Genomic DNA, 21,022 nt, shown 5'->3' with positions numbered 1-21,022 from the left:
GCAAAGATTGCATGCACCTCTTACCAGCAATCGCCGTACCAGGCGCGCCTGCCTTGGTGCCCTGCATGCCGCCGCGTGCAAATGCGACACAACGCCGGGCACAGACCGCCCTCCCCCCGTTTTTTGCGACGCGATTCGCAGTTTTGTCGGGAAGCGGACAAAGCTCTGGCCGCCCGCAAACCCACCCCCGCGCCCTGGTGCAAATGCCCCTCACGCGGCGTTTTTCCTAGGAGAAAAGCCCTTTTGCGCCACTGCGCGCTGGCGGCACGAAGGGCTTGGCACGGAAGCTGCAGAGCAAGGCTGCGCGAACACAAGTTCCGCCAAACGTGAACCTACAGAAGAAGAGCAGCAGGCACGAAAGGCTGACCTCCTCGCGGCTTTGGAACCTTTGGCTTTTTCACCCTTTCCTCAACGGAGTACTGACATGGCTTCACTTCGACAAATCGCCTTCTACGGCAAAGGTGGCATCGGCAAGTCCACCACTTCGCAAAACACCCTGGCCGCCCTCGCGGAGATGGGCCAGAAAATCCTCATCGTCGGCTGCGACCCCAAGGCCGACTCGACGCGCCTGATCCTGCACGCCAAGGCGCAGGACACCATCCTGTCGCTGGCAGCCGAAGCCGGCTCGGTGGAGGACCTGGAGCTCGAGGACGTGATGAAGATCGGCTACCGCGACATCCGCTGCGTGGAGTCCGGTGGCCCCGAGCCGGGCGTGGGCTGCGCTGGCCGCGGTGTGATCACCTCGATCAACTTCCTCGAAGAAAACGGCGCTTACGACGGCGTGGACTATGTCTCCTACGACGTGCTCGGTGACGTGGTGTGCGGCGGCTTTGCCATGCCCATCCGCGAGAACAAGGCGCAGGAGATCTACATCGTGATGTCGGGCGAGATGATGGCCATGTACGCGGCCAACAACATCTCCAAGGGCATTCTGAAGTACGCCAATTCCGGCGGCGTGCGCCTGGGCGGCCTGGTGTGCAACGAGCGCCAGACCGACAAGGAGCTGGAGCTGGCCGAGTCGCTGGCCGGCATGCTGGGCAGCAGGCTGATCCACTTCGTGCCGCGCGACAACATCGTGCAGCACGCCGAACTGCGCCGCATGACCGTGCTCGAGTACGCGCCCGAAAGTAAACAGGCCGGCGAGTACCGCACCCTGGCACAAAAGGTTCATGCCAATGCCGGCAACGGCACCATCCCCACCCCCATCACCATGGACCAGCTCGAAGACCTGCTGATGGAGCACGGGATCATGAAGACCATCGACGAGTCGCAAGTCGGCAAGACCGCTGCCGAGCTGGCCGTCGCCTGAAGAAGCGCGCAGCCCGGATCGTCGCTGCGCAAGAGCGCGATCCGGGCGGCCGCCCGACCACAACCCCCACTGTGACTGGAGTCCCCCATGACCGCCACCGTTGAAGAGCGCAAGGCCGCCAACAAGGCCTTGATCGAAGAAGTGCTGAAGGCCTATCCCGAAAAAATGGCCAAGCGGCGCGCCAAACACCTGGGCACGTTCGAAGACGGCAAGCCCGACTGCGGCGTGAAGTCCAACATCAAGTCCCTGCCCGGCGTGATGACCATCCGCGGCTGCGCGTATGCGGGCTCCAAGGGGGTCGTGTGGGGCCCGATCAAGGACATGATCCACATCAGCCACGGCCCCGTGGGCTGCGGGCAGTATTCGTGGGCCGCACGCCGCAACTACTACATCGGCACGACGGGCGTGGACACCTTCGTGACCATGCAGTTCACCTCCGACTTCCAGGAGAAGGACATCGTCTTCGGCGGCGACAAGAAGCTCGACAAGATCATCGACGAGATCCAGGACCTGTTCCCGCTGAACAAGGGCATCTCGATCCAGAGCGAATGCCCAATCGGCCTGATCGGCGACGACATCGAAGCCGTGTCCAAGAAAAAGAGCAAGGAATACGAAGGCAAGACCATCGTGCCGGTGCGCTGCGAGGGTTTTCGCGGCGTGAGCCAGTCGCTGGGCCACCACATTGCCAACGACGCCATCCGTGACTGGGTGTTCGACAAGGCCGATCCGAACAAGCGCCCCGAGTTCGTCAGCACGCCCTACGACGTGGCCATCATCGGCGACTACAACATCGGCGGCGACGCCTGGTCCAGCCGCATCCTGCTCGAAGAGATGGGCCTGCGCGTGATCGCCCAGTGGTCGGGCGACGGCACGATCGCCGAGCTCGAAAACACGCCCAAGGCCAAGCTCAACGTACTGCACTGCTACCGCTCGATGAACTACATCAGCCGGCACATGGAAGAAAAGTACGGCATTCCGTGGGTCGAATACAACTTCTTCGGCCCGACCATGATCGAAAAGAGCCTGCGCGAGATCGCCAGCCACTTCGACGACACCATCAAGGCCAACGCCGAAAAGGTCATCGCCAAGTACCGCCCGCTGATGGATGCGGTGATCGCCAAATACAAGCCGCGCCTGCAGGGCAAGAAGGTGATGCTGTTCGTCGGCGGCCTGCGCCCGCGCCACGTGATCGGCGCCTATGAAGACCTGGGCATGGAGGTGGTCGGCACGGGCTACGAGTTCGGCCACAACGACGACTACCAGCGCACCACGCACTACGTGAAAGACGGCACGCTGATCTACGACGACGTGACCGGCTACGAGTTCGAGAAGTTCGTCGAGCAGATCCAGCCCGACCTGGTCGGCTCTGGCATCAAAGAAAAGTACGTGTTCCAGAAAATGGGCGTGCCCTTCCGCCAGATGCACAGCTGGGACTACTCTGGCCCCTACCACGGCTACGACGGCTTTGCCATCTTCGCCCGTGACATGGACATGGCGATCTCCAGCCCGATCTGGGGCCTGACCAAGGCCCCCTGGAAGAAAGCCGCCTGAACGCCGCTGTAACGCCGCCTGAACAGCGCGCAGGGAGTCTGGCACCGCACCCGCCCTCCCTGCTGCGTTCAGGCCCGGCAGCGCACCGGCCCCACGCCCCGTTTACTTTTTGGAGTCCCACCATGCCGCAATCCGCCGACAAAATCCTGGACCACGAACTGCTGTTCCGTGAGCCCGAATACCAGGACCTCTTTCGCAGCAAGAAAGAGAACTTCGAGTTCAACCATTCCGACGAGAGCATCAAGCAAATCGTCGAATGGACCAAGACCGAAGACTACAAGCAGAAGAATTTCGCCCGCGAGGCCCTCACGGTGAACCCCGCCAAGGCCTGCCAGCCGCTGGGCGCCGTCTATGTGGCCAACGGCTTTGCCAAGACGCTGAGCTTCGTGCACGGCAGCCAGGGCTGCGTGGCTTACTACCGCTCGCACTTCTCGCGCCACTTCAAGGAGCCGACTTCGTGCGTCAGCTCCTCGATGACCGAAGACGCGGCCGTGTTCGGCGGTCTCAACAACATGATCGACGGCCTGGCCAACGCCTACAACCTCTACAAGCCGGAGATGATCGCCGTCTCCACCACCTGCATGGCCGAGGTGATCGGCGACGATCTTGACGCCTTCATCAAGAACGCCAAGCAAAAAGGCTCGGTGCCTGACGAATTCGACGTGCCGTTCGCGCACACGCCGGCCTTCGTCGGCAGCCACATCACGGGCTACGACAACGCGCTCTTGGGTGTGCTCAAGCACTTCTGGGACGGCAAGTCGAAAACGGCCGCACCGCTGGTGCGCGTGCCCGACGACAGCATCAACTTCATCGGCGGCTTCGACGGCTTCGTGGTCGGCAACATGAAGGAAATCCGCCGCATCTTCGAACTCTTCGGCGCCAAGGTGAACATCATTTGCGACCCCTCCGGCAACTGGGACACGCCCACCGACGGTGAATTCCGCATGTACGACGGCGGCACCACCAAGGAAGAAGTCGAGGCCGCGCTGCACGCCAAGGCGACGATCGTGTTCCAGGAATACTGCTGCGAGAAAACCGCCAAGTTCATCGCCGAGCACGGCCAGGAAGTCGTGGTGCTCAACGCCCCCGTGGGCGTGGCCGGCACCGACCGCTTCCTGATGGCCATTTCGCGCCTGACAGGCAAGCCCATCCCTGCGGAACTGGAAAAGGAACGCGGCCAGCTGATCGACGCCATGGCCGACAGCCAGGCCCACCTGCACGGCAAGCGCTACGCGCTGTACGGTGACCCCGACCAGCTGCTGGGCTATACCGAGTTCCTGCTGGAGCTGGGCGCCGAGCCGGCGCACGTGCTGGCCACCAACGGCAACGAAACCTGGGCGGGCAAGGTGCGCGCACTGTTCGAATCTTCGCCGTATGGCGCGGGCTGCAAGGTGTACCCGACGCGTGACCTCTGGCACATGCGCTCGCTGCTGTTCACGGAGCCCGTGGACTTCCTGATCGGCAACACCTACGGCAAGTACCTGGAGCGCGACACCGGCACGCCGCTGATCCGCCTGGTGTTCCCTATCTTCGACCGCCACCACTACCACCGCTTCCCCACCTGGGGCTACGCCGGCGGCCTGCGCCTGCTCGTGACCTTGCTCGACGAGTTCTTCGAAGCTCTGGATGCCAACACCATCATCCCGGGCAAGACCGACTACAGCTACGACATCATCCGCTGAGCACCCTGGCAGGCCCGACCATGGAAACCACTTACATCAAGACCACGCAAGACGGTCGCACAGTGGAAGTCATCGATGGCTGGGTCTGCCTGGCGGGGGTGCGCGAAGCGAGCAGCCTGGTGCCGCTCGACGAGCACCCGAACCGGCAGGCGATCGCGCGCGCCGTGCCCGGCGCCACCCATGTCGCAGGCCGCTTGCCCCTCACGCTGGAGCAGGCCGCCATCGCGCAAGGGGCATTGAGCGCGGCGCAGCGCAGCTTCGATGCCAGCCCCGCCGGCATCACCCAGCGCATCCGCAAGGCCGTGTGGGCCAAGACGGCGGCCGAAGGCGTCGAATGAGACGGCGCGGCTAAGAACAAAAACGGGGGAGTCTGGCCATGATTTACGTGCTGGAAGTGCCCGCGCAAGGGCTGCCCAAAGCCTGGTTTGCCTACGACGATGCGGACTTCTCGCGCAAGGTGGCCGCCAGCGACCCTCTGCAGCCCTGGGAAATCTACGACGAAGTCACGCCCCGCGGCCTGCTCGAAGCCCTAGGTCACGAGGCCACGAGCGCTCAGGCGCGCGCGCACTACCCCGCCCTCTGTGCCTTGGGCGATGAACACGGTTTTGACACACCGCTGTACCGTGCCGACTATCTGCTCGGGCGCGGCGTCTTGCGTGCCGAGCCCGTCAGCGCACGCGCCGCCCTGGCCGCGGCCCTGAACGCCCGCGCGGGGCTGCACTGCATCTACTGGGACGAGCGTGCGGCAGTCAGTGCCTTCGAAGGTGCCGACCCGCGCATTGCCGGGCCGGCCCACTGGCACGCGCGCCGGGCGCTGTACGAGCAGCTCGTCGCGCTCGAAGTGCTGGCGGACGACAACTAATCCCTAATCCCTAATCCCGCCCCGCCGTGCAGCATGCGACCTGCAGTGGGCCGGCGCTTTATGCAACCGCCCGGCTGCAAGGCCCGGCATCCTCCGAGGCTCCGCCATGCTGCCCCGTATCCAATTCGAAATTCTGCAAAGCCGCGGCCAGGCGCTTCGTGCGCTGCTCGCGCCCATGGAAAGCGAGCAGGAGCTGTTCGCGAGCGCCAACACGCTGGCGCGCGTCGAAGCCCATCTGCTGGAAATGGCCCAGACCCTCGAACATCTGCCCGAGCCACTGCGCCTGCGCCTGGTCAAGCTGGACTGGCATGGCTGGGCGCGCCTGCAGCAGCTGCTGGAACACCACGCGCAGCCCCGCCAGGAAGAAGTCTGGTACGGCCTGCGCGCTCTGGTGCCCGCCACGCTGGAACTCATGGCCCAGCTGCGCCGGCAGGAACCCGTGTGGTTCGAGCCTGGCTTTTGACCCTGCTTCGTCGCGTGTCGCAGGCTGCTTGTCGCAATTGCTTCAAAACGGCCAGAACGCCGGCCCAGTGCGCCGCAGCAACCCGACAAAACGGCGTAAAAAACCCTTTTGAAAGGGGCGGAGCCCTGGCACCAAAAATGCGTTGAGGTGTGCAAGCTGTCTCAGGAGTACCTTCCATGTCCGCCTCGCTCAAAGCCAAGATCGCGCAAGTCTTCGATGAACCCGGCTGCGAAAAAAACCAGGGTAAAAGCGAAAAGGAGCGCAAGAAGGGCTGCACCAAGCAGCTCTCGCCCGGCGCCGCGGCCGGTGGCTGCGCCTTCGACGGCGCCAAGATCGCGCTGCAGCCTGTGGCCGACGTGGCCCACCTCGTCCACGGGCCCATCGCCTGCGAGGGCAACTCCTGGGACAACCGACACAGCGCCTCCTCGGGCTCGCAGCTCTACCGCACCGCCTTTACTACCGACATCAACGAGCTCGACGTGATCTACGGCGGCGAAAAGCGCCTGTTCAAGTCCATCCGTGAAGTCATCGAAAAATACGATCCGCCCGCGGTCTTCGTCTACCAGACCTGCGTGACGGCCCTGATCGGCGACGACCTCGAGGCCGTGTGCCAGCGCGCCAGCGAAAAGTTCGGCAAGCCCGTGATCCCGGTCAACTCGCCGGGGTTCGCCGGCCCCAAGAACCTGGGCAACAAACTCGGCGGCGAGGCGCTGCTCGACTACGTGATCGGCACGCGCGAGCCCGCGTTCACCACGCCCTGCGACATCAACATCATCGGCGAATACAACCTGGTCGGCGAGCTGTGGCAGGTCAAGCCGCTGCTCGACGCGCTCGGCGTGCGCGTGCTCTCGTGCATTTCGGGCGACGGGCGCTACCAGGAGGTGGCCAGCGCGCACCGCGCCAAGGTGAACATGATGGTCTGCTCCAAGTCCATGATCAACATCGCCACGAAGATGGAGCAGCGCTGGGGCATTCCGTACTTCGAAGGCTCGTTTTACGGCATCGGCGACATGAGCGATACCTTGCGCCAGATCGCGCGGCTGCTGGTGCGCCAGGGGGCGCCCGCCGACCTGCTGGAGCGCACCGAGCGCCTGATCGAAGTCGAGGAGGCGCGCGCCTACCAGCGCATAGAGCAATACCGCCCGCGCCTGGCCGGCAAGCGCGTGCTGCTCATCACGGGCGGCGTCAAGTCCTGGTCGGTAGTCGCCGCCTTGCAGGAGGCGGGCCTCGAGATCGTCGGCACCAGCATCAAGAAAAGCACGCGCGAGGACAAGGAGCGGATCAAAGAAATCATGGGCGACGACGCGCACATGATCGACGACATGACGCCGCGCCAGATGTACCAGCTGCTCAAGGACGCCAAGGCCGACATCATGCTCTCGGGCGGGCGCTCGCAGTTCGTGGCGCTGAAGGCGCGCATGCCCTGGCTGGACATCAACCAGGAGCGCCACCACCCCTACGCAGGCTACGAGGGCATGGTCGAGCTCGTGCATGAAATCGACCGCGCGCTCGCCAACCCCGTGTGGCAGCAGGTGCGCATCGCGGCACCCTGGGGCGACGATGGCGAGACGCTGGGCGCATTCAACGCCGCTGTTGCCCCTAGCGCCGATGCACTGTCGCCCGCAGCAATTCCTGCCTGATCGCCCACCCCAGGAGCCCACCATGGCCCGCGTCGTCGAATCGAAAAAAGCCTGCGCCGTCAACCCGCTCAAGATGAGCCAGCCGCTCGGGGCCTGCCTTGCCTTCATGGGGCTGGACGCCTGCATGCCGGTGATGCACGGCTCGCAGGGCTGCACCTCGTTCGGCCTGGTGCTGCTGGTGCGCCACTTCAAGGAAGCCATCCCCTTGCAGACCACGGCGATGAACGAGGTCACCTCCATCCTGGGCGGCTACGACAACATCGAGGCCGCGCTGCTCAACATCCGCCAGCGCGCCGCGCCCAAGATCATCGCCATCTGCTCCACCGGCCTGACCGAAACCAAAGGCGACGACGTGGCCGGCTACATCGCCACCGTGCGCAAGCGCAAGCCCGAGCTCGACGACACCGAGATCATCTACGTCTCCACGCCCGACTACGTGGGCGGCTTCGAAGACGGCTACAAGCACGCGCTCACGGCCATCGTGCAAGCGCTGGTGCAGCCGCTGCCGCCCCGGGCCAAGCAGGTCACGCTGCTGCCGGGCAGCCACCTGTCGCCGGCGGACATCGACGAGCTGCGCGAGATCATCGAATCCTTCGGCCTCACGCCCGTCGTGCTGCCGGACCTCTCGGGCTCGCTCGACGGCCACATCGCACCCGACTGGCGCGGCACCACGCTGGGCGGCAGCACGCTCGAAGACATCCGCGCCGCCGGTGCCTCGGCCCTGACCCTGGGCGTAGGTGAGCAGACGCGCGAGGCAGCCCAGGCACTGCAGGCGCGCACCGGCGCACCGTTCGAAATTTTCGCGCGCCTCACGGGGCTGGAGGGCAATGACCGCCTGCTGCTGCGCCTGGCGCAGCTCTCGGGCCAGCCGGTGCCGGCCAAGTACCGGCGCCAGCGCAGCCAGCTGCTCGACGCCATGCTCGATGGCCACTTCTACACCGGCGGCATCAAGGTAGCCATAGGCGCAGAGCCCGACCTGCTGCTGGCCGTGGGCGGCCTGCTGCACGACATGGGGGCCGAGCTGCGCTGCTGCGTGAGCACCACCCCCTCGCCCGCGCACGCGCTGCTGCCCGCCGAGCAGGTGCTGCTGGGCGACCTCGAAGACTTCGAAGCCGGTGCCGCCGACTGCGATCTGCTGCTCACGCACGCCCATGGCCGCCAGGCCGCCGCGCGCCTGCAAAAGCCGCTGCTGCGCATCGGCTTTCCGGTGTTCGACCGCATCGGCAATGCGCACCGCGTGCAAGTGGGCTACCGCGGCAGCATGGCGCTGATCTTCGAGATCGCCAACCTCATGATCGAGCAGATTCCGCACCACCAGCCCGGCGACTGGCCCCTGAGCCCCGCGGCGCAGCGCGCCGCGCAGACGGCCACGGGCTGCGCAACCGCCGGCGTCAGCGCAGGATGTGCCTCCTGCAGCGACACGCCGGCCAGCGCCAGCCTGGAAGCAAGCGCCTTGACCGAAGCCAGCGCCTGATGACGACTCCCGTACCCCGAAAGGAAACACCATGAAAATCGCCTTTGCCACCCAGGACAAACAGCATGTGGATGCGCACTTTGGCTGGGCCAAGAGCATCGTCGTGTACGAGGTCGGCCCACAGGGCCACCACTTCGTCGAGAGTTTCGACTTCGGCGGCAAGCTCGAGGAAGACGGCGACGAAGACAAGCTCGCGCCCAAGCTCGCAGCCATCCACGACGCAGCCATCCTGTACGTGGCCGCCATCGGCGGCTCGGGCGCCGCGCGCGTCGTGGCCATGAAGATCCACCCCATCAAAGTGCCGCAGCCCGAGCCCATTGCCGACATCCTGGACAAGCTCCAGGCCGTGCTGCAGGGCACGCCACCGCCCTGGCTGCGCAAGGCCATGGCCAAAAGCGGCGAGAGAACTTTCGATTTTGAAGACGACGAGGTCACCCCATGAGCGCCACCGATACCCTGCCCCCCCCTGCAGCTGCAGACACGGACGAAGCCCTGCTTGCCACGCCCTTCGTGCAGCAGCTCATCAAACAGCTGCGCGCGCAGGACACCCACGGCGCCTGGGAGGGCAAGAGCGACCTGCAACTGCTCAAGCCCTACCTCCTCAGCGCCGAAGAGCGTCGCGCCCTGCCCATTCTGGGCGACCCGGACCCGGAAACGCTGTGGCGCCTGGAACTCTTCTACAGCGCCATCGCCGTCGCCATCGAACGCGCCACCGGGCAGATGGTCTCGCCCATGATGAAGATGAGCCACGAGGGCTTTGGCCGCATGGTGCTGATCGCCGGGCGGCTCGTGGTGGTCAACAAACAGCTGCGTGACGTGCACCGCTTCGGCTTTCCCTCGCTGGCCAAGCTGGCCGAAGCGGGCAACAAGTTTCTTGACGAAGCCATCGCCATGATCCGCGCCTACCCCGCGGTGGCGCAATACGGAGCCTGAACATGTCCACCGACACCGAAGACCGCAAAGCCCAGCTGAAAAAGCTCAACGCGCGCGCCACCCAGGCCAAGATGGACTTGCACGACCTGTCTGAGGAGCTGCCCCAGAACTGGGAAAACATCCTCACCGTGGCCCAGCGCTGTTACGCCGCGCACGCCGAGCTCATGCAGGCCCGCCAGGAACAGGCCGCCGCAGGCGGATGAGCCCACGCCACCAGGAACCGGAGGACTCCATGAGCACCACCTTCAACGTCACCCTGCCCAGCGGCGCCACCTGGACCCCGACCTTCGTGGCCGCGCTCAATGAAGAAAAGTGCATAGGCTGCGGCCGCTGCTTCAAAGTCTGCCCGCGCGGCGTGCTGGAACTCGTCGGCCTCACCGAGGATGGCGAACGCATCCATGTGGACCTCGACGACGACGATGACGACGATGCCGAATACGAAAAAAAGGTCATGACCATCGCGCACCAGGAGCTGTGCATAGGCTGCACTGCCTGCGCCCGGATCTGCCCGAAGAAGTGCTACACCCACGCGCCCGCAGCCGTGTAACCCGTCTCTCAGCCCCCGTCTGACCCCGAGAAGCCCACCATGGCTGCGCCCGCGCCTGTCCTTCCCAGCATTCCCGCCCCCGATTGGGCGGCGCTGGCCACGCGCATGGCCAGCCGCCACGACGAGGTGACGGACTTGCTGAACCTGCTGCGTGAACATGCCGACCCCGCCGCCGGCTCCGCCGCCGACATGGAGGCCGTCGCCTGGGCGCTGGCCTGCGCGAGCCTGGGCGACCAGCACCTGTGGCAAGACCTGCGCCTGCCCTCACGCGCCGAGCTCACGCAGCTGATCGCGCACTGGTTCCCGCTGCTGGCCGCACGCAACACCGGCAACATGAAGTGGAAGAAGTTCCTCTACAAGCAGCTGTGCCTGCGCGAAGGCCTGACCCTTTGCAAGGCGCCGAGCTGCGATGTCTGCTCGGATTACGCGCTGTGTTTCGGGGCGGAAGAACGCTGAACCTGGGCGGACGCTGGAAACGCTGGCGAAGCCAGCGCCCCGAAACCAACGATCAAGCGGCAGCAAAAAGGCTGCGCCCAAAAGCACTTAGCCCGCCAAAAGGCGGGCTAAAATGTGGGCTAAGTGCTTGATTTATATGGCTCCTCGACCTGGGCTCGAACCAGGGACCTACGGATTAACAGTCCGGCGCTCTACCGACTGAGCTATCGAGGAATGAGCCCACGATTATATACGCAAAAATCGGCTACTTTATCGACTCCGGTGTTTTTGCCATGGCACGCGCTACCGTGCTTTGGGCGTGCGGCGTCGCCATGCGGGTCTTTCCCAGCTCACGGCAGCAGCTCGAGCGCTTCGAGGTAGGCGCCGTGGAACATCAGCTCGTCCCAGGGCAGCGGCGCGGTCTGGGGCAGCAGGGCCAGGCGGCGCGCTTCGCTCGCGCTGCTTGGCTGCCAGCGGCCAGCGGCCAGCGCCGACTCCAGGCCGTCGAGCAAGGCATCCACCGCGTGACCATCGCCCAGGCTTTGGTTGCACAGCAGCACCAGATCGCAGCCGGCCTGCAATGCGGCCACGGCGGCGTCGGTGTAGCTGACGATCTGCCCATCGAGCCGGCGCGCGCCTTCCATGCTGAGGTCATCGCTGAACACCGCGCCCTGAAAGCGCAGCTGGTTGCGCAGGATGTCTTGCAGCCAGCGCGCCGAAAAGCCTGCGGGGCGGCGGTCGACTTTGGGGTAGACCACATGCGCAGGCATGACGCTGCAAAGCGTGCTGCTGAGCCAGCCGTAGGGCGCGGCATCGTCGGCGAGGATGGCGCGCAGGCTGCGTTCATCCACGGGCATGTCGGTGTGCGAATCGGCCATGGCCCAGCCGTGGCCCGGGAAATGTTTGCCGCAGTTCGCCATGCCGGCTTGCAACAGGCCGTGCATCAGGCTTTTGGCGAGCAAGGTGACCACGCGCGCGTCGCTGTGAAAGGCGCGATCGCCTATGACGCCGCTGCGGCCCCAGTCCAGGTCGAGCACGGGCGTGAAGCTGAAATCGACGCCGCAGGCGCGCAGCTCGGCGCCGAGCACGTAACCGGCCGCGGTGGCGGCGTTGGTGGCGCGCAGCGCGCCGCTGCCGGGGCGGGCCGCGGCGCCGCGGCCGTCGTCCATCCACATGCGGCCAAATGCCGCCATGGCCGGCAGCTGCGTAAAGCCATCGCTGCGAAAACGCTGCACGCGCCCGCCTTCGTGATCGACGCAGATCAGCAGATCGTCGCGCTGGGCCTTGATCGCGCTTGTGAGTTCGAGCAGCTGCGCGCGGTTTTGCCAGTTGCGCGTGAACAGGATCACGCCGCCCGTGAGCGGGTGCGCAAGGCGGCGGCGGTCGGCAGCGCTGAGCGTGGTGCCGGCGATGTCGAGGATCAAGGGGGCATGTTGCATGGCGAGTTTACTCTTGTAACAATAGCTGCTTACGCTTACTGTACGCGCATTTGATGGCGATTTGGCACTTATTTTTCGACGACGCAAAAGCTCGCTGCATAGTCGCTCTCGTCGGTCACGCTCAGGTGCGCGCGCAGGCCGCGGGACTCGAACCAGTCTTTGAGCGCGCCGTGCAGCACGATCACCGGCTGCCCCGTGGGGAGCTTGGCGACTTCGCAGTGGCGCCAGGTCATGGGCATGCGCATGCCCAAACCTATGGCCTTGCTGAAGGCCTCCTTGGCGGAAAAGCGCGTGGCCAGGTAGCGCACGCCGCGCTCGGGCCAGCGCTCGGAGCGCGCGCGCCAGGTGGCGAGTTCGCCCTCGGTCAGCACTTTGCATGCGAAACGTTCGCCGTGACGCTCCAGGCTCGCGCGGATGCGGCGGATGTCGCAGATGTCGGTGCCTATGCCGTAGATCATGGGTTGGTACCTGTTGGGCCAGCCACGCGCGGTTCTGCGGAGCGGGGCGCGCTTTGAGTCAAGAGGAAAAGACCGCGGCGTTAATCCGCATGTCACTTGCAGCAGGCTTCGGGCATTCCACTGCGGTTTTCAGCTTTTGCGCCGCACGCGCGGATCGTACTGCCAGCGCCGCAGCTTGCGCGCCCGCAGTGTGCCGGCCTGGGGATGCAAGGGGTTGATGAGCAGGTTGCTTTCTTCGGGCACGATGGCCGACGGCACCTGCGCGAGCACGCTCGTGCCCGCGTGCGCCCAGGCGCGGCCCCAGGCAAGGCTCACGCGCCCTGCGGGTATGGCGTCCCAGCCCACCATTTGCGCGGCGTCGAACACCGTGCGCGCGGCCCAGAGCGCGGGCGGGATGTCTATGCGCACCAGATAGCGGTTCAGCGGCAGGGGCAGCCCGCCCGCGAGGTGCACCACCGTCTCCAGGCACGCCAGCGCGCATGAACTGCTCGCGTACACCATGGGCGTGCCGCGCTCGTTCCAGCGCCCGCCGCTGCGCTCGGCGCCCTGCCCGCTCAGATCGTCGGCCGTGTAGTGCGGCGTGTCGGTGGCGATGCGCCAGACGCTCACTGAGCCATCGGCGGCGGCTGAAGTCGCTTCAATCACTATTTTTTAGGTAGCTGCAAGCGCACGCCTATCAAGCGTAAGCGCCAGATTGGATCTGCAAGAGCAAAGTGCTCACCGCCTCGCGGCCATCGGCCGTGTCGAGCAAGTCCTGCGGCGCCATGCCGCCCAGCGCCGCGACCGGCTCGACCATCCAGCGCGCGAACCAGCGCGCCGCGTCGAAATCCGCCGCATCATCGGCCGCGCTGTCGCGCACCATGGCATCGACCTGACCGATCAGGCGCTCCAGGCCGATGAGCCTTTCGCCCTCGGGCTGCGAGAGCGTGCCGCGCTGGGCGATCTTGCGCTCCACCGTGGAACGCGCGAGCCCCAGCGCGCGCATGAGCTGCTCGCGCGGCAGGCCCATGGCCTGGCTCACGGTGACCAGCTCGCGCGCGGGCACGCCCTGCTTGACGCGCTGCGCGCGCTCCACCGGCGACAGCAGATAAGTCTGCGCGCCGAGCGCGCGCGGCTGCAGCAGGTAGCTCGCCGAGTGGTCTTGCGCCACCATCGCCGGTGCAGGCGGCACCTGGGCGTCAACGAAATTGGCTGCCATGGCGAGTCCTTAATGTCTTAAGTGAGACTTTATGATATCTCGTAAAAGACAACAACGCAAGTTTCAGCGGAACGCCTGGTTCAGCTTTTCGAGCGCCGCCGCGCCGGGGCACAGGTCGGCCCTGCCCAGGCTGTTGAGCGGGCGGCGGCTCGTGTGCTGGGCCGTGTGCAGGTCGTCCGCGCCGGCTTCGACATAGAGCAGGCCCGTCACGAGTTCGCCTTCGGCGGCGCGCTCGTGCAGGTAGCTCATGGCGGCGACGCGGTCGGTCGGGTCGTAGTCGGTGTGCAGCTTGCGCAGGCGCAGGATGCTGCCGTCGTGCTGCGGCACATCGACGACCTCGCCCGGCGCGATGCTTGCCGTGATGGGGTCGCGCGGCGTGATGAAGTCGATGCGGTTCACGGCCTCGTTGTGTTCGCGCACCCAGTCGTAGCTGCGCGTGGAGCCGGGGTGGTTGTTGAAGGTCACGCAGGGGCTGATGATGTCGATGAAGGCCGCGCCGCCGTGCTCCATCGCGGCCTTGATGAGCGGCACCATCTGCGCCTTGTCGCCCGAGAAGCTGCGCGCAACGAAGCTCGCGCCCAGCTGCATCGCCAGGCCCACCAGATCGACCGGGCTGTCGGCGTTGACCACGCCTTTTTTGCTCTTGCTGCCCTTGTCCGCCGTGGCCGAGAACTGGCCTTTGGTGAGGCCATAGACGCCGTTGTTTTCGACGATATAAACCATGTTGACGTTGCGCCGCATGGCGTGCGCGAACTGCCCCAGGCCGATCGAGGCCGAGTCGCCATCGCCCGACACGCCCAGGTACAGCAGGTCGCGGTTGGCCAGATTGGCGCCCGTGAGCACGCTGGGCATGCGCCCGTGCACGGTGTTAAAGCCGTGGCTCGCACCGAGGAAGTAGTCGGGCGTCTTGGACGAGCAGCCTATGCCCGAGAGCTTGGCCACGCGGTGCGGCTCGATGTTCATCTCCCAGCAGGCTTCGATGATGGCCGCCGAGATCGAGTCGTGGCCGCAGCCCGCGCACAGCGTGGAGACTTTGCCCTCGTAGTCGCGCCGCGTGTAGCCGACCTTGTTGCGCGCGAGCGCGGGATGGTGCAGCGGGGGTTTGGCGATGTAGGTCATGGCGTACTCTCCGGCACGGCGGCTTGGCCGGCTAGTTTGGCGGTCACGGATGCAATGGCTTGCGGCGCAGCGGCAGCGCCGCGCGGCGCATTTGCGGCGAGATTTGCAGCGAGTTTGGTGATGGCTTGCGTGATGAAGCGCGCGGTGATCGGCGTGCCGTCATAGTGCAGCACGGGGCGCAGGCGCGCCGGGTCGATCTCGAGTTCGTTGACGAGCAGCGAGCGCATCTGCGCGTCGCGGTTTTGCTCGACCACGAAGACCTGCTCGTGCGCGGCGATGAAGTCGTGCACGCTCGTGGGGAACGGGAACGCGCGCAGGCGCAGCGCATCGACGTGGATGCCTGCTACCGCGAGCGCATCGAGCGCCTCGGCCATGGCGCAGCTCGTGGAGCCGAAATAAATCACCCCGAGCCGCGTGGGCGCGGCTGCGCTTTGCAGCACGGGCTGCGGCACCAGCGTCGCCGCGGTGGCGAACTTGCGCTGCAGGCGCTCCATGTTGTAGAGGTAATCGGGCCCGCGCTCGGAATAACGCGCGTAAGGGTCGCGCGTGGTGCCGCGCGTGAAGTAACTGCCGAGCTTGGGGTGCGTGCCGGGCAGCGTGCGCCAGGGGATGCCGTCGCCATCGACGTCTTTGTAGCGGGCGAATTCGCGCTGCTCCAGGTCTTGCGCGCTCATGACCTTGCCGCGGTCGTAGTCGCGGCGGTCGTCCCAAGCGAGCGGCGCGCACAGGCGCTGGTTCATGCCGATGTCGAGGTCGCTCATCACGAACACGGGGGTTTGCAGGCGGTCGGCCAGGTCGAGCGCGGTGGCCGCGAATTCGAAGCACTCGCGCGGGTCATCGGGCAGCAGCAGCACATGCTTGGTGTCGCCATGCGAGGCGTAGGCGCAGGCCAGCAGGTCGGCCTGCTGCGTGCGCGTGGGCATGCCGGTCGAGGGGCCGCCGCGCTGCACGTTGATGAGGGTGGCGGGAATTTCGGCAAAGTAGGCCAGGCCAAGGAATTCGGTCATGAGCGAAATGCCCGGCCCCGAGGTGGCCGTGAACGCGCGCGCGCCGTTCCAGCCGGCGCCCACGACCATGCCGATCGAGGCGAGCTCGTCTTCGGCCTGCACGATGGCGTAGTTGTGGCGCCCTTCGGCGTCGATGCGGAACTTGGCGCAATACTGCATGAAGGCTTCGGCCACCGAGGTCGAGGGCGTGATCGGGTACCACGCGCACACCGTGGCGCCGCCATAGACCGCGCCCAGCCCAGCGGCCGTGTTGCCGTCGATGAAGATGCGGTTGCCCACGCGGTCGGCGCGCCGCACGCGGATGGGCAGCGGGTGCGCGAGGTGCTCGCGCGCGAAGTCGCGCCCCAGCTGCAGCGCCTGCACGTTCGAGGCGAGCAGCTTTTCCTTGCCCTTGTATTGCTCGCCCAGCAGCGTCTCTATGGCCGCGGCGTCCATGTCGAGCAGCACCGAGAGCGCGCCCAGATAGACGATGTTCTTGAACAGCTGGCGCTGGCGCGGGTCGGCAAACACGGCGTTGCAGATCTCGGTCAGCGGCATGCCGATGACGCTGATGTCTGCGCGCAGCTCCTCGGGTGCGCGCGGGCGCGTGCTGTCGTAAAACAGGTAGCCGCCGGGCTCGATCTCGGCCAGGTCGGCAGCCCAGGTCTGCGGGTTCAGCGCCACCATCATGTCGGTGCCGCCGCGCCGGCCCAGGTAGCCCTGCTCGCTCACGCGCACCTCGTACCAGGTCGGCAGGCCCTGGATGTTGCTCGGGAAGATGTTGCGCGGGCTCACGGGCACGCCCATGCGCAGGATGGCCTTGGCAAACAGCTCGTTCGCGCTGGCCGAGCCCGAGCCGTTCACGTTGGCAAACTTGATGACAAAGTCGTTGATGGCTTCAATCGGCTTCATACGCCCGTCCTTTCTGCGCTCATAGCTATATCTTTGAAAGCACCTCCGGCCTTCGCGGTGAGCAGCAGGAACTTCTGCATGTCCCACGCGCCGGTCGGGCAGCGCTCGGCGCACAGGCCGCAGTGCAGACACATGTCCTCGTCCTTGACGAGCACGCGCCCGGTCTTGAGCGGGAGCGAGACGAAAAGCGGCTCCTCGGGGTGCAGCGAGGGCGCGTGGAGGCGCTGGCGCAGCTCGGCCTCCTCGCCGTTGGTGGTGAAGGTGATGCAATCGGTGGGGCAGATGTCCACGCAGCTATCGCATTCGATGCACAGCTGCGGCGTGAACACGGTCTGCACGTCACAGTTCAGGCAGCGGTGCGCCTCCTTCGCGGCGGTGGCCGGATCGAAGCCCAGCTCCACCTCGACGGCGATGCTCGCAAGCGCTTTTTCGGCCTGCGCCCAGGGCACCTTGTAACGCGGGTCAGTGCTCGGGTCGTTGTCGTAGCTCCACTCGTGGATGCCCATTTTTTGCGACACCAGATTCACGTGCGGCGGCGGACGCTGCGCTACATCTTGCCCGCGCAGGAACAGGTCGATCGAGATGGCGGCCTCGTGGCCATGCGCCACCGCGGTGATGATGTTCTTGGGGCCGTAGGCCGCATCGCCGCCGAAAAACACCTGCGGCAGGCTGGACTGGAAGGTGCCTTGCCCCAGCTCGGGCAGGCCCCAGCGGTCGAACGCGATGCCCACGTCGCGCTCTATCCACGGAAAGGCGTTTTCCTGGCCGACCGCGATCAGCACCTCGTCGCAGGCAAAGAACGCCTCGGGCTCGCCCGTGGGCACGAGCTGGCGCCGGCCCTGCGCGTCGTACTCGGCGCGCACGATCTCGAACAGCATGCCCGTGAGCTTGCCGCCCTCGTGCACGAAGGCCTTGGGCACGTGGAAGTTGATGATGGGGATGCCCTCGTGCTGCGCGTCTTCTTTCTCCCAGGGTGAGGCTTTCATCTCGTCGTAGCCCGAGCGCACGATGACCTTCACGTCTTCGCCCCCCAGGCGCCGCGCCGAACGGCAGCAGTCCATCGCCGTGTTGCCGCCGCCGAGCACGATCACGCGCCTGGCCGCCGACGTCACGTGCCCGAACGACACCGAGGCCAGCCAGTCGATGCCGATGTGGATGTGCGCAGCCGCCTCCTTGCGCCCCGGCAGGTCGAGATCACGCCCGCGCGGCGCGCCACTGCCCACGAAGATGGCGTCGTAGCCCTGGCCCAGCAGTGTGCGCATGGAGGCGATGCGCTCGCCGGGGCGAAACTGGGCGCCGAGCGCGAAGACGTAGCCCGTCTCCTCGTCGATCACGTGCTCGGGCAGGCGAAAGCGCGGAATCTGCTGGTGCATGAAGCCGCCCGCACGCGCCTCGGCGTCGAACACCGTCACCTCGTAGCCCAGCGGCGCAAGGTCGCGCGCCACCGTGAGCGAGGCCGGCCCCGCGCCCACGCAGGCCACGCGCTTGCCGTTGGCCGGCAGCGGGTGCGGCATGCGCGCGCGCACGTCGGACTTGAAGTCGGCGGCCACGCGCTTCAGGCGGCAGATGGCCACGGGCTCGGGCTTGGGCAGGTTGTGGTCTTCCACGCGGCCACGGCGGCACGCGGGCTCGCACGGCCGGTCGCAGGTGCGGCCGAGGATGCCGGGGAAGACGTTGGACACCCAGTTGACCATGTACGCATCGTCGTAGCGGCGCTGCGCGATCAGGCGGATGTATTCGGGAACGGGCGTGTGCGCGGGACACGCCCACTGACAATCGACGACCTGGTGGAAATAGGCCGGGTCTTGCGTATTGGTCGGCTGCAAGCTTTGTCTCCTTGTGCTTGATGAGCGCTGCGCTGGCCACCTTCTGCGTTGTTGTTTGTCTTGGCGGACGGCGCTTTACAGTGTACGACGTTCACCGCGGCTGCACCGCGCTGGTGCAGCCTATAGATTCGACCCGATGAAGATTGAACCCAGATTGTTCATTAGGACGCGGGATGATGGCGAGGCGGCTGGCGCGGCAGTTTGGTCGCGGGTGAGAATTCCATGGCCGGTGCCATGGACGCCGAAGCAGCGGCCAAAATGACCGTCAGCCGTCCGCCAGCGCCCGCGTAGGTGCGTAGCGCCGCCTAATGGACAATCTGGGTTGGATTTTTCGGATCAGGGTAGAGGCTCGTCGAGGGTTGAATTCCCTCCGTTTCCGCTGGCACCAAAATCACCAATAACGCATCTTCAGGCAGGTTTTTTGCTTCTGGCGTGCAAAATATTTCCATGCACAACAAGTCGCGTGCTGGTATATTTTGCTGCACTGCAACATAACTGGACGGCGCAGACATGCTCTACCACTTTTACGAAGCCCAACGCTCCCTCATGGAGCCCTTTGCCGACTTTTCGTTGGCGGCCTCCAAGCTGCTCAGCAACCCCATGTGGCCCCTGAGCGAGAACCCCCTCGCTCAGCGCATGGCCGCGGGTTTCGACCTGTTTTACCGTTTTGGCAAGGATTATGAAAAGCCTGAGTTCGGCATCCGCATGGTCGATGTCGATGGCGTGAACGTAGCGATTGCAGAGCGCGTGGAGATCGACAAGCCTTTTTGCGAACTGCGCCGCTTCAAGCGCTTTACCGATGACCCGGCCACGCTCGCCAAGCTCAAGAACCAGCCCGCAGTGCTGATCGTTGCGCCCTTGTCGGGCCACTACGCGACGCTGCTGCGCGACACCGTGCGCACCATGCTCAAGGACCACAAGGTCTACATCACCGACTGGAAGAACGCCCGCCTCGTGCCCTTGTCGCAGGGCGAATTCCATCTCGACGATTACGTCAACTATGTGCAGGAGTTCATCCGTCACCTGCAGAGCATCTATGGCAACTGCCACGTCATGAGTGTGTGCCAGCCCACGGTGCCGGTGCTCGCGGCCGTTTCGCTCATGGCGAGCCGCGGCGAAAAGACGCCGCTGAGCATGACCATGATGGGCGGCCCCATCGATGCACGGCGCTCGCCCACGGCGGTCAACAGCCTGGCCACCACGCGCAGCTTTGATTGGTTCGAAAACAACGTGATCTACCGCGTGCCCGAGACCTTCCCGGGCGCGGGGCGACGGGTGTATCCGGGCTTTTTGCAGCACGCGGGCTTTGTGGCCATGAATCCCGACAAGCACGCAAACAGCCACTACGACTACTTTCTCGACCTCATCAAGGGTGACGATGCAAGCGCCGAGTCGCACCGCCAGTTCTATGACGAATACAACGCCGTGCTCGACATGGACGCGGACTATTACCTTGAAACCATCCACACGGTGTTTCAGGAATTCAAACTGGTGCGCGGCACCTGGAAAGTGCGTTCACCCTCGGGCGAGCTCGAGCCCGTGCGGCCGCAGGACATCAAGAACACGTCCTTGTTCACCGTAGAGGGTGAACTCGACGACATTTCCGGCTCGGGCCAGACGCGCGCCGCGCACGATCTGTGCACCGGCATCGTGCAGAAAGAGCAATTCCACTACGACGTGCCGGGTGCCGGGCATTACGGGATTTTCAGTGGCCGGCGCTGGCGCGAAATGGTGTACCCCAGGGTGCGTGACTTCATCCGCGCGCACCAACCCGTGCCCCAGACTGCGCTGCCGACACCGCTGCCCATTGCCACATCTGCCGCGGTAACAGAAAAAAATGCCGTAAAAACGGAAGAAAAGACCGTGTCTGCTGCGGCAGAAGCGTCGCAAAAAGCAGCGCCAAAAACGGCGGCAACCACCGCACAACCTGCTCCCACACACGTCACGGCTGCCGCAGGCGCCAAGGCCACAACAGCACCACGGACCTCCGCCAGCAGCAAAAAGGTCGCGGCAAAGCCCACTGCCAACAGCGCAGCACCCTCCGTGGCCACGACAGAAGCACCTACACCCTCCGTCGCCACGCGCTGGGTGGATGCCACACCCACGCCGGCGCAGGCCGAAGGCGCAGCGGACGCCCAGAGCACTGCAACGCCCTCGCCATCCTCGTCCGCTGACGCCTCATCCTGAG

Annotated in this window: 21 protein-coding genes and 1 tRNA gene; 14 read left to right on the top strand and 8 right to left on the bottom strand. The window is 65.5% G+C overall.

Annotated elements, in window-relative coordinates; all coding sequences use genetic code 11:
- Positions 1–424 precede the first annotated feature (424 nt).
- From nifH to FK527_RS12360, 13 genes are all read left to right on the top strand, one after another.
- A complete protein-coding gene (gene nifH, locus FK527_RS12420) occupies positions 425–1,309 on the top strand; it encodes a nitrogenase iron protein (RefSeq protein WP_144734329.1) in 885 nt (294 codons plus the stop codon).
- An 87-nt stretch (positions 1,310–1,396) separates the two neighbouring features.
- The gene (nifD, locus tag FK527_RS12415; protein ID WP_144734326.1) at positions 1,397–2,860 is read left to right on the top strand and encodes a nitrogenase molybdenum-iron protein alpha chain; all 1,464 of its coding nucleotides are present in this window, start codon (positions 1,397–1,399) and stop codon (positions 2,858–2,860) included.
- A gap of 122 nt (positions 2,861–2,982) precedes the next feature.
- The gene (gene nifK / locus FK527_RS12410) at positions 2,983–4,542 is read left to right on the top strand and encodes a nitrogenase molybdenum-iron protein subunit beta (RefSeq protein WP_144734323.1); all 1,560 of its coding nucleotides are present in this window, start codon (positions 2,983–2,985) and stop codon (positions 4,540–4,542) included.
- A 20-nt stretch (positions 4,543–4,562) separates the two neighbouring features.
- Positions 4,563–4,880 (top strand): hypothetical protein, encoded by a 318-nt coding sequence (locus FK527_RS12405; protein WP_144734320.1) that lies wholly within the window; start codon positions 4,563–4,565, stop codon positions 4,878–4,880.
- 38 nt (positions 4,881–4,918) lie between these two features.
- Entirely contained in the window at positions 4,919–5,404 is a 486-nt protein-coding gene (locus FK527_RS12400; RefSeq protein ID WP_144734317.1) for a hypothetical protein, read from the top strand.
- A gap of 106 nt (positions 5,405–5,510) precedes the next feature.
- Positions 5,511–5,867 (top strand): hypothetical protein, encoded by a 357-nt coding sequence (locus tag FK527_RS12395; RefSeq protein ID WP_144734314.1) that lies wholly within the window; start codon positions 5,511–5,513, stop codon positions 5,865–5,867.
- 176 nt (positions 5,868–6,043) lie between these two features.
- Positions 6,044–7,507 carry a nitrogenase iron-molybdenum cofactor biosynthesis protein NifE gene (nifE, locus tag FK527_RS12390; protein ID WP_144734311.1) on the top strand — a complete coding sequence of 488 codons (1,464 nt, stop codon included), beginning with the start codon at positions 6,044–6,046 and terminating at the stop codon, positions 7,505–7,507.
- Positions 7,508–7,529: 22 nt separating this feature from the next.
- Positions 7,530–8,981 carry a nitrogenase iron-molybdenum cofactor biosynthesis protein NifN gene (nifN, locus tag FK527_RS12385; protein ID WP_144734308.1) on the top strand — a complete coding sequence of 484 codons (1,452 nt, stop codon included), beginning with the start codon at positions 7,530–7,532 and terminating at the stop codon, positions 8,979–8,981.
- A gap of 31 nt (positions 8,982–9,012) precedes the next feature.
- Complete coding sequence (gene nifX, locus FK527_RS12380; protein WP_144734305.1) at positions 9,013–9,423, top strand: nitrogen fixation protein NifX; 411 nt, start codon at positions 9,013–9,015, stop codon at positions 9,421–9,423.
- Complete coding sequence (locus FK527_RS12375; RefSeq protein WP_144734302.1) at positions 9,420–9,914, top strand: NifX-associated nitrogen fixation protein; 495 nt, start codon at positions 9,420–9,422, stop codon at positions 9,912–9,914. The genes nifX and FK527_RS12375 overlap by 4 nt, the downstream gene beginning before the upstream one ends.
- 2 nt (positions 9,915–9,916) lie before the next feature.
- Positions 9,917–10,117 carry a CCE_0567 family metalloprotein gene (locus FK527_RS12370; RefSeq protein ID WP_144734299.1) on the top strand — a complete coding sequence of 67 codons (201 nt, stop codon included), beginning with the start codon at positions 9,917–9,919 and terminating at the stop codon, positions 10,115–10,117.
- 29 nt (positions 10,118–10,146) lie between these two features.
- A complete protein-coding gene (gene fdxB / locus FK527_RS12365) occupies positions 10,147–10,461 on the top strand; it encodes a ferredoxin III, nif-specific (protein ID WP_144734296.1) in 315 nt (104 codons plus the stop codon).
- A gap of 39 nt (positions 10,462–10,500) precedes the next feature.
- Positions 10,501–10,917, top strand: coding sequence for a nitrogen fixation protein NifQ (locus tag FK527_RS12360; RefSeq protein ID WP_144734293.1), 417 nt, complete (start codon positions 10,501–10,503; stop codon positions 10,915–10,917).
- Between the two features lie 137 nt (positions 10,918–11,054).
- Here the strand turns inward: FK527_RS12360 and FK527_RS12355 are convergent.
- The 8 genes from FK527_RS12355 to FK527_RS12320 form a co-directional block, all read right to left on the bottom strand.
- Positions 11,055–11,130, bottom strand: a tRNA-Asn gene (locus tag FK527_RS12355).
- Between the two features lie 116 nt (positions 11,131–11,246).
- Positions 11,247–12,335 (bottom strand): beta-N-acetylhexosaminidase, encoded by a 1,089-nt coding sequence (gene nagZ / locus FK527_RS12350; RefSeq protein WP_144734291.1) that lies wholly within the window; start codon positions 12,333–12,335, stop codon positions 11,247–11,249.
- 68 nt (positions 12,336–12,403) lie between these two features.
- Positions 12,404–12,793 carry a holo-ACP synthase gene (gene acpS / locus FK527_RS12345; protein ID WP_144734288.1) on the bottom strand — a complete coding sequence of 130 codons (390 nt, stop codon included), beginning with the start codon at positions 12,791–12,793 and terminating at the stop codon, positions 12,404–12,406.
- 129 nt (positions 12,794–12,922) lie between these two features.
- Entirely contained in the window at positions 12,923–13,402 is a 480-nt protein-coding gene (locus FK527_RS12340; protein ID WP_144734285.1) for an RES family NAD+ phosphorylase, read from the bottom strand.
- 67 nt (positions 13,403–13,469) lie between these two features.
- Complete coding sequence (gene parS / locus FK527_RS12335) at positions 13,470–13,991, bottom strand: type II RES/Xre toxin-antitoxin system antitoxin (RefSeq protein ID WP_144734282.1); 522 nt, start codon at positions 13,989–13,991, stop codon at positions 13,470–13,472.
- A gap of 63 nt (positions 13,992–14,054) precedes the next feature.
- Positions 14,055–15,110 (bottom strand): 2-oxoacid:ferredoxin oxidoreductase subunit beta, encoded by a 1,056-nt coding sequence (locus tag FK527_RS12330; protein ID WP_144734279.1) that lies wholly within the window; start codon positions 15,108–15,110, stop codon positions 14,055–14,057.
- Positions 15,107–17,008 carry a 2-oxoacid:acceptor oxidoreductase subunit alpha gene (locus tag FK527_RS12325; RefSeq protein ID WP_144734276.1) on the bottom strand — a complete coding sequence of 634 codons (1,902 nt, stop codon included), beginning with the start codon at positions 17,006–17,008 and terminating at the stop codon, positions 15,107–15,109. The genes FK527_RS12330 and FK527_RS12325 overlap by 4 nt, the downstream gene beginning before the upstream one ends.
- Positions 17,005–18,834, bottom strand: coding sequence for an FAD-dependent oxidoreductase (locus FK527_RS12320; RefSeq protein WP_144734273.1), 1,830 nt, complete (start codon positions 18,832–18,834; stop codon positions 17,005–17,007). The genes FK527_RS12325 and FK527_RS12320 overlap by 4 nt, the downstream gene beginning before the upstream one ends.
- A gap of 510 nt (positions 18,835–19,344) precedes the next feature.
- On the opposite strand from FK527_RS12320, the gene FK527_RS12310 reads away from it, so the two are divergent.
- On the top strand, positions 19,345–21,021 hold the full coding sequence (locus FK527_RS12310; RefSeq protein WP_144734265.1) for a polyhydroxyalkanoate depolymerase: 1,677 nt from the start codon (positions 19,345–19,347) through the stop codon (positions 21,019–21,021).
- Position 21,022: the final 1 nt, after the last annotated feature.

Source organism: Extensimonas perlucida, assembly GCF_007655255.1.
In the GTDB taxonomy this organism is placed as follows: domain Bacteria; phylum Pseudomonadota; class Gammaproteobacteria; order Burkholderiales; family Burkholderiaceae_C; genus Extensimonas; species Extensimonas perlucida.
This window is presented reverse-complemented; position numbering and strand designations above follow the sequence as displayed.

Excerpts from the sequence above, each read along its gene's own strand:
- nagZ (WP_144734291.1), bottom strand. The coding sequence starts at position 12,335 with ATGCAACATGCCCCCTTGATCCTCGACATCGCCGGCACCACGCTCAGC.
- fdxB (WP_144734296.1), top strand. The coding sequence starts at position 10,147 with ATGAGCACCACCTTCAACGTCACCCTGCCCAGCGGCGCCACCTGGACC.
- nifD (WP_144734326.1), top strand. The coding sequence starts at position 1,397 with ATGACCGCCACCGTTGAAGAGCGCAAGGCCGCCAACAAGGCCTTGATC.
- FK527_RS12375 (WP_144734302.1), top strand. The coding sequence starts at position 9,420 with ATGAGCGCCACCGATACCCTGCCCCCCCCTGCAGCTGCAGACACGGAC.
- FK527_RS12400 (WP_144734317.1), top strand. The coding sequence starts at position 4,919 with ATGATTTACGTGCTGGAAGTGCCCGCGCAAGGGCTGCCCAAAGCCTGG.
- nifX (WP_144734305.1), top strand. The coding sequence starts at position 9,013 with ATGAAAATCGCCTTTGCCACCCAGGACAAACAGCATGTGGATGCGCAC.
- FK527_RS12370 (WP_144734299.1), top strand. The coding sequence starts at position 9,917 with ATGTCCACCGACACCGAAGACCGCAAAGCCCAGCTGAAAAAGCTCAAC.
- FK527_RS12360 (WP_144734293.1), top strand. The coding sequence starts at position 10,501 with ATGGCTGCGCCCGCGCCTGTCCTTCCCAGCATTCCCGCCCCCGATTGG.
- FK527_RS12405 (WP_144734320.1), top strand. The coding sequence starts at position 4,563 with ATGGAAACCACTTACATCAAGACCACGCAAGACGGTCGCACAGTGGAA.
- nifK (WP_144734323.1), top strand. The coding sequence starts at position 2,983 with ATGCCGCAATCCGCCGACAAAATCCTGGACCACGAACTGCTGTTCCGT.
- nifE (WP_144734311.1), top strand. The coding sequence starts at position 6,044 with ATGTCCGCCTCGCTCAAAGCCAAGATCGCGCAAGTCTTCGATGAACCC.
- FK527_RS12395 (WP_144734314.1), top strand. The coding sequence starts at position 5,511 with ATGCTGCCCCGTATCCAATTCGAAATTCTGCAAAGCCGCGGCCAGGCG.
- FK527_RS12330 (WP_144734279.1), bottom strand. The coding sequence starts at position 15,110 with ATGACCTACATCGCCAAACCCCCGCTGCACCATCCCGCGCTCGCGCGC.
- FK527_RS12325 (WP_144734276.1), bottom strand. The coding sequence starts at position 17,008 with ATGAAGCCGATTGAAGCCATCAACGACTTTGTCATCAAGTTTGCCAAC.
- nifN (WP_144734308.1), top strand. The coding sequence starts at position 7,530 with ATGGCCCGCGTCGTCGAATCGAAAAAAGCCTGCGCCGTCAACCCGCTC.
- acpS (WP_144734288.1), bottom strand. The coding sequence starts at position 12,793 with ATGATCTACGGCATAGGCACCGACATCTGCGACATCCGCCGCATCCGC.
- parS (WP_144734282.1), bottom strand. The coding sequence starts at position 13,991 with ATGGCAGCCAATTTCGTTGACGCCCAGGTGCCGCCTGCACCGGCGATG.
- nifH (WP_144734329.1), top strand. The coding sequence starts at position 425 with ATGGCTTCACTTCGACAAATCGCCTTCTACGGCAAAGGTGGCATCGGC.
- FK527_RS12310 (WP_144734265.1), top strand. The coding sequence starts at position 19,345 with ATGCTCTACCACTTTTACGAAGCCCAACGCTCCCTCATGGAGCCCTTT.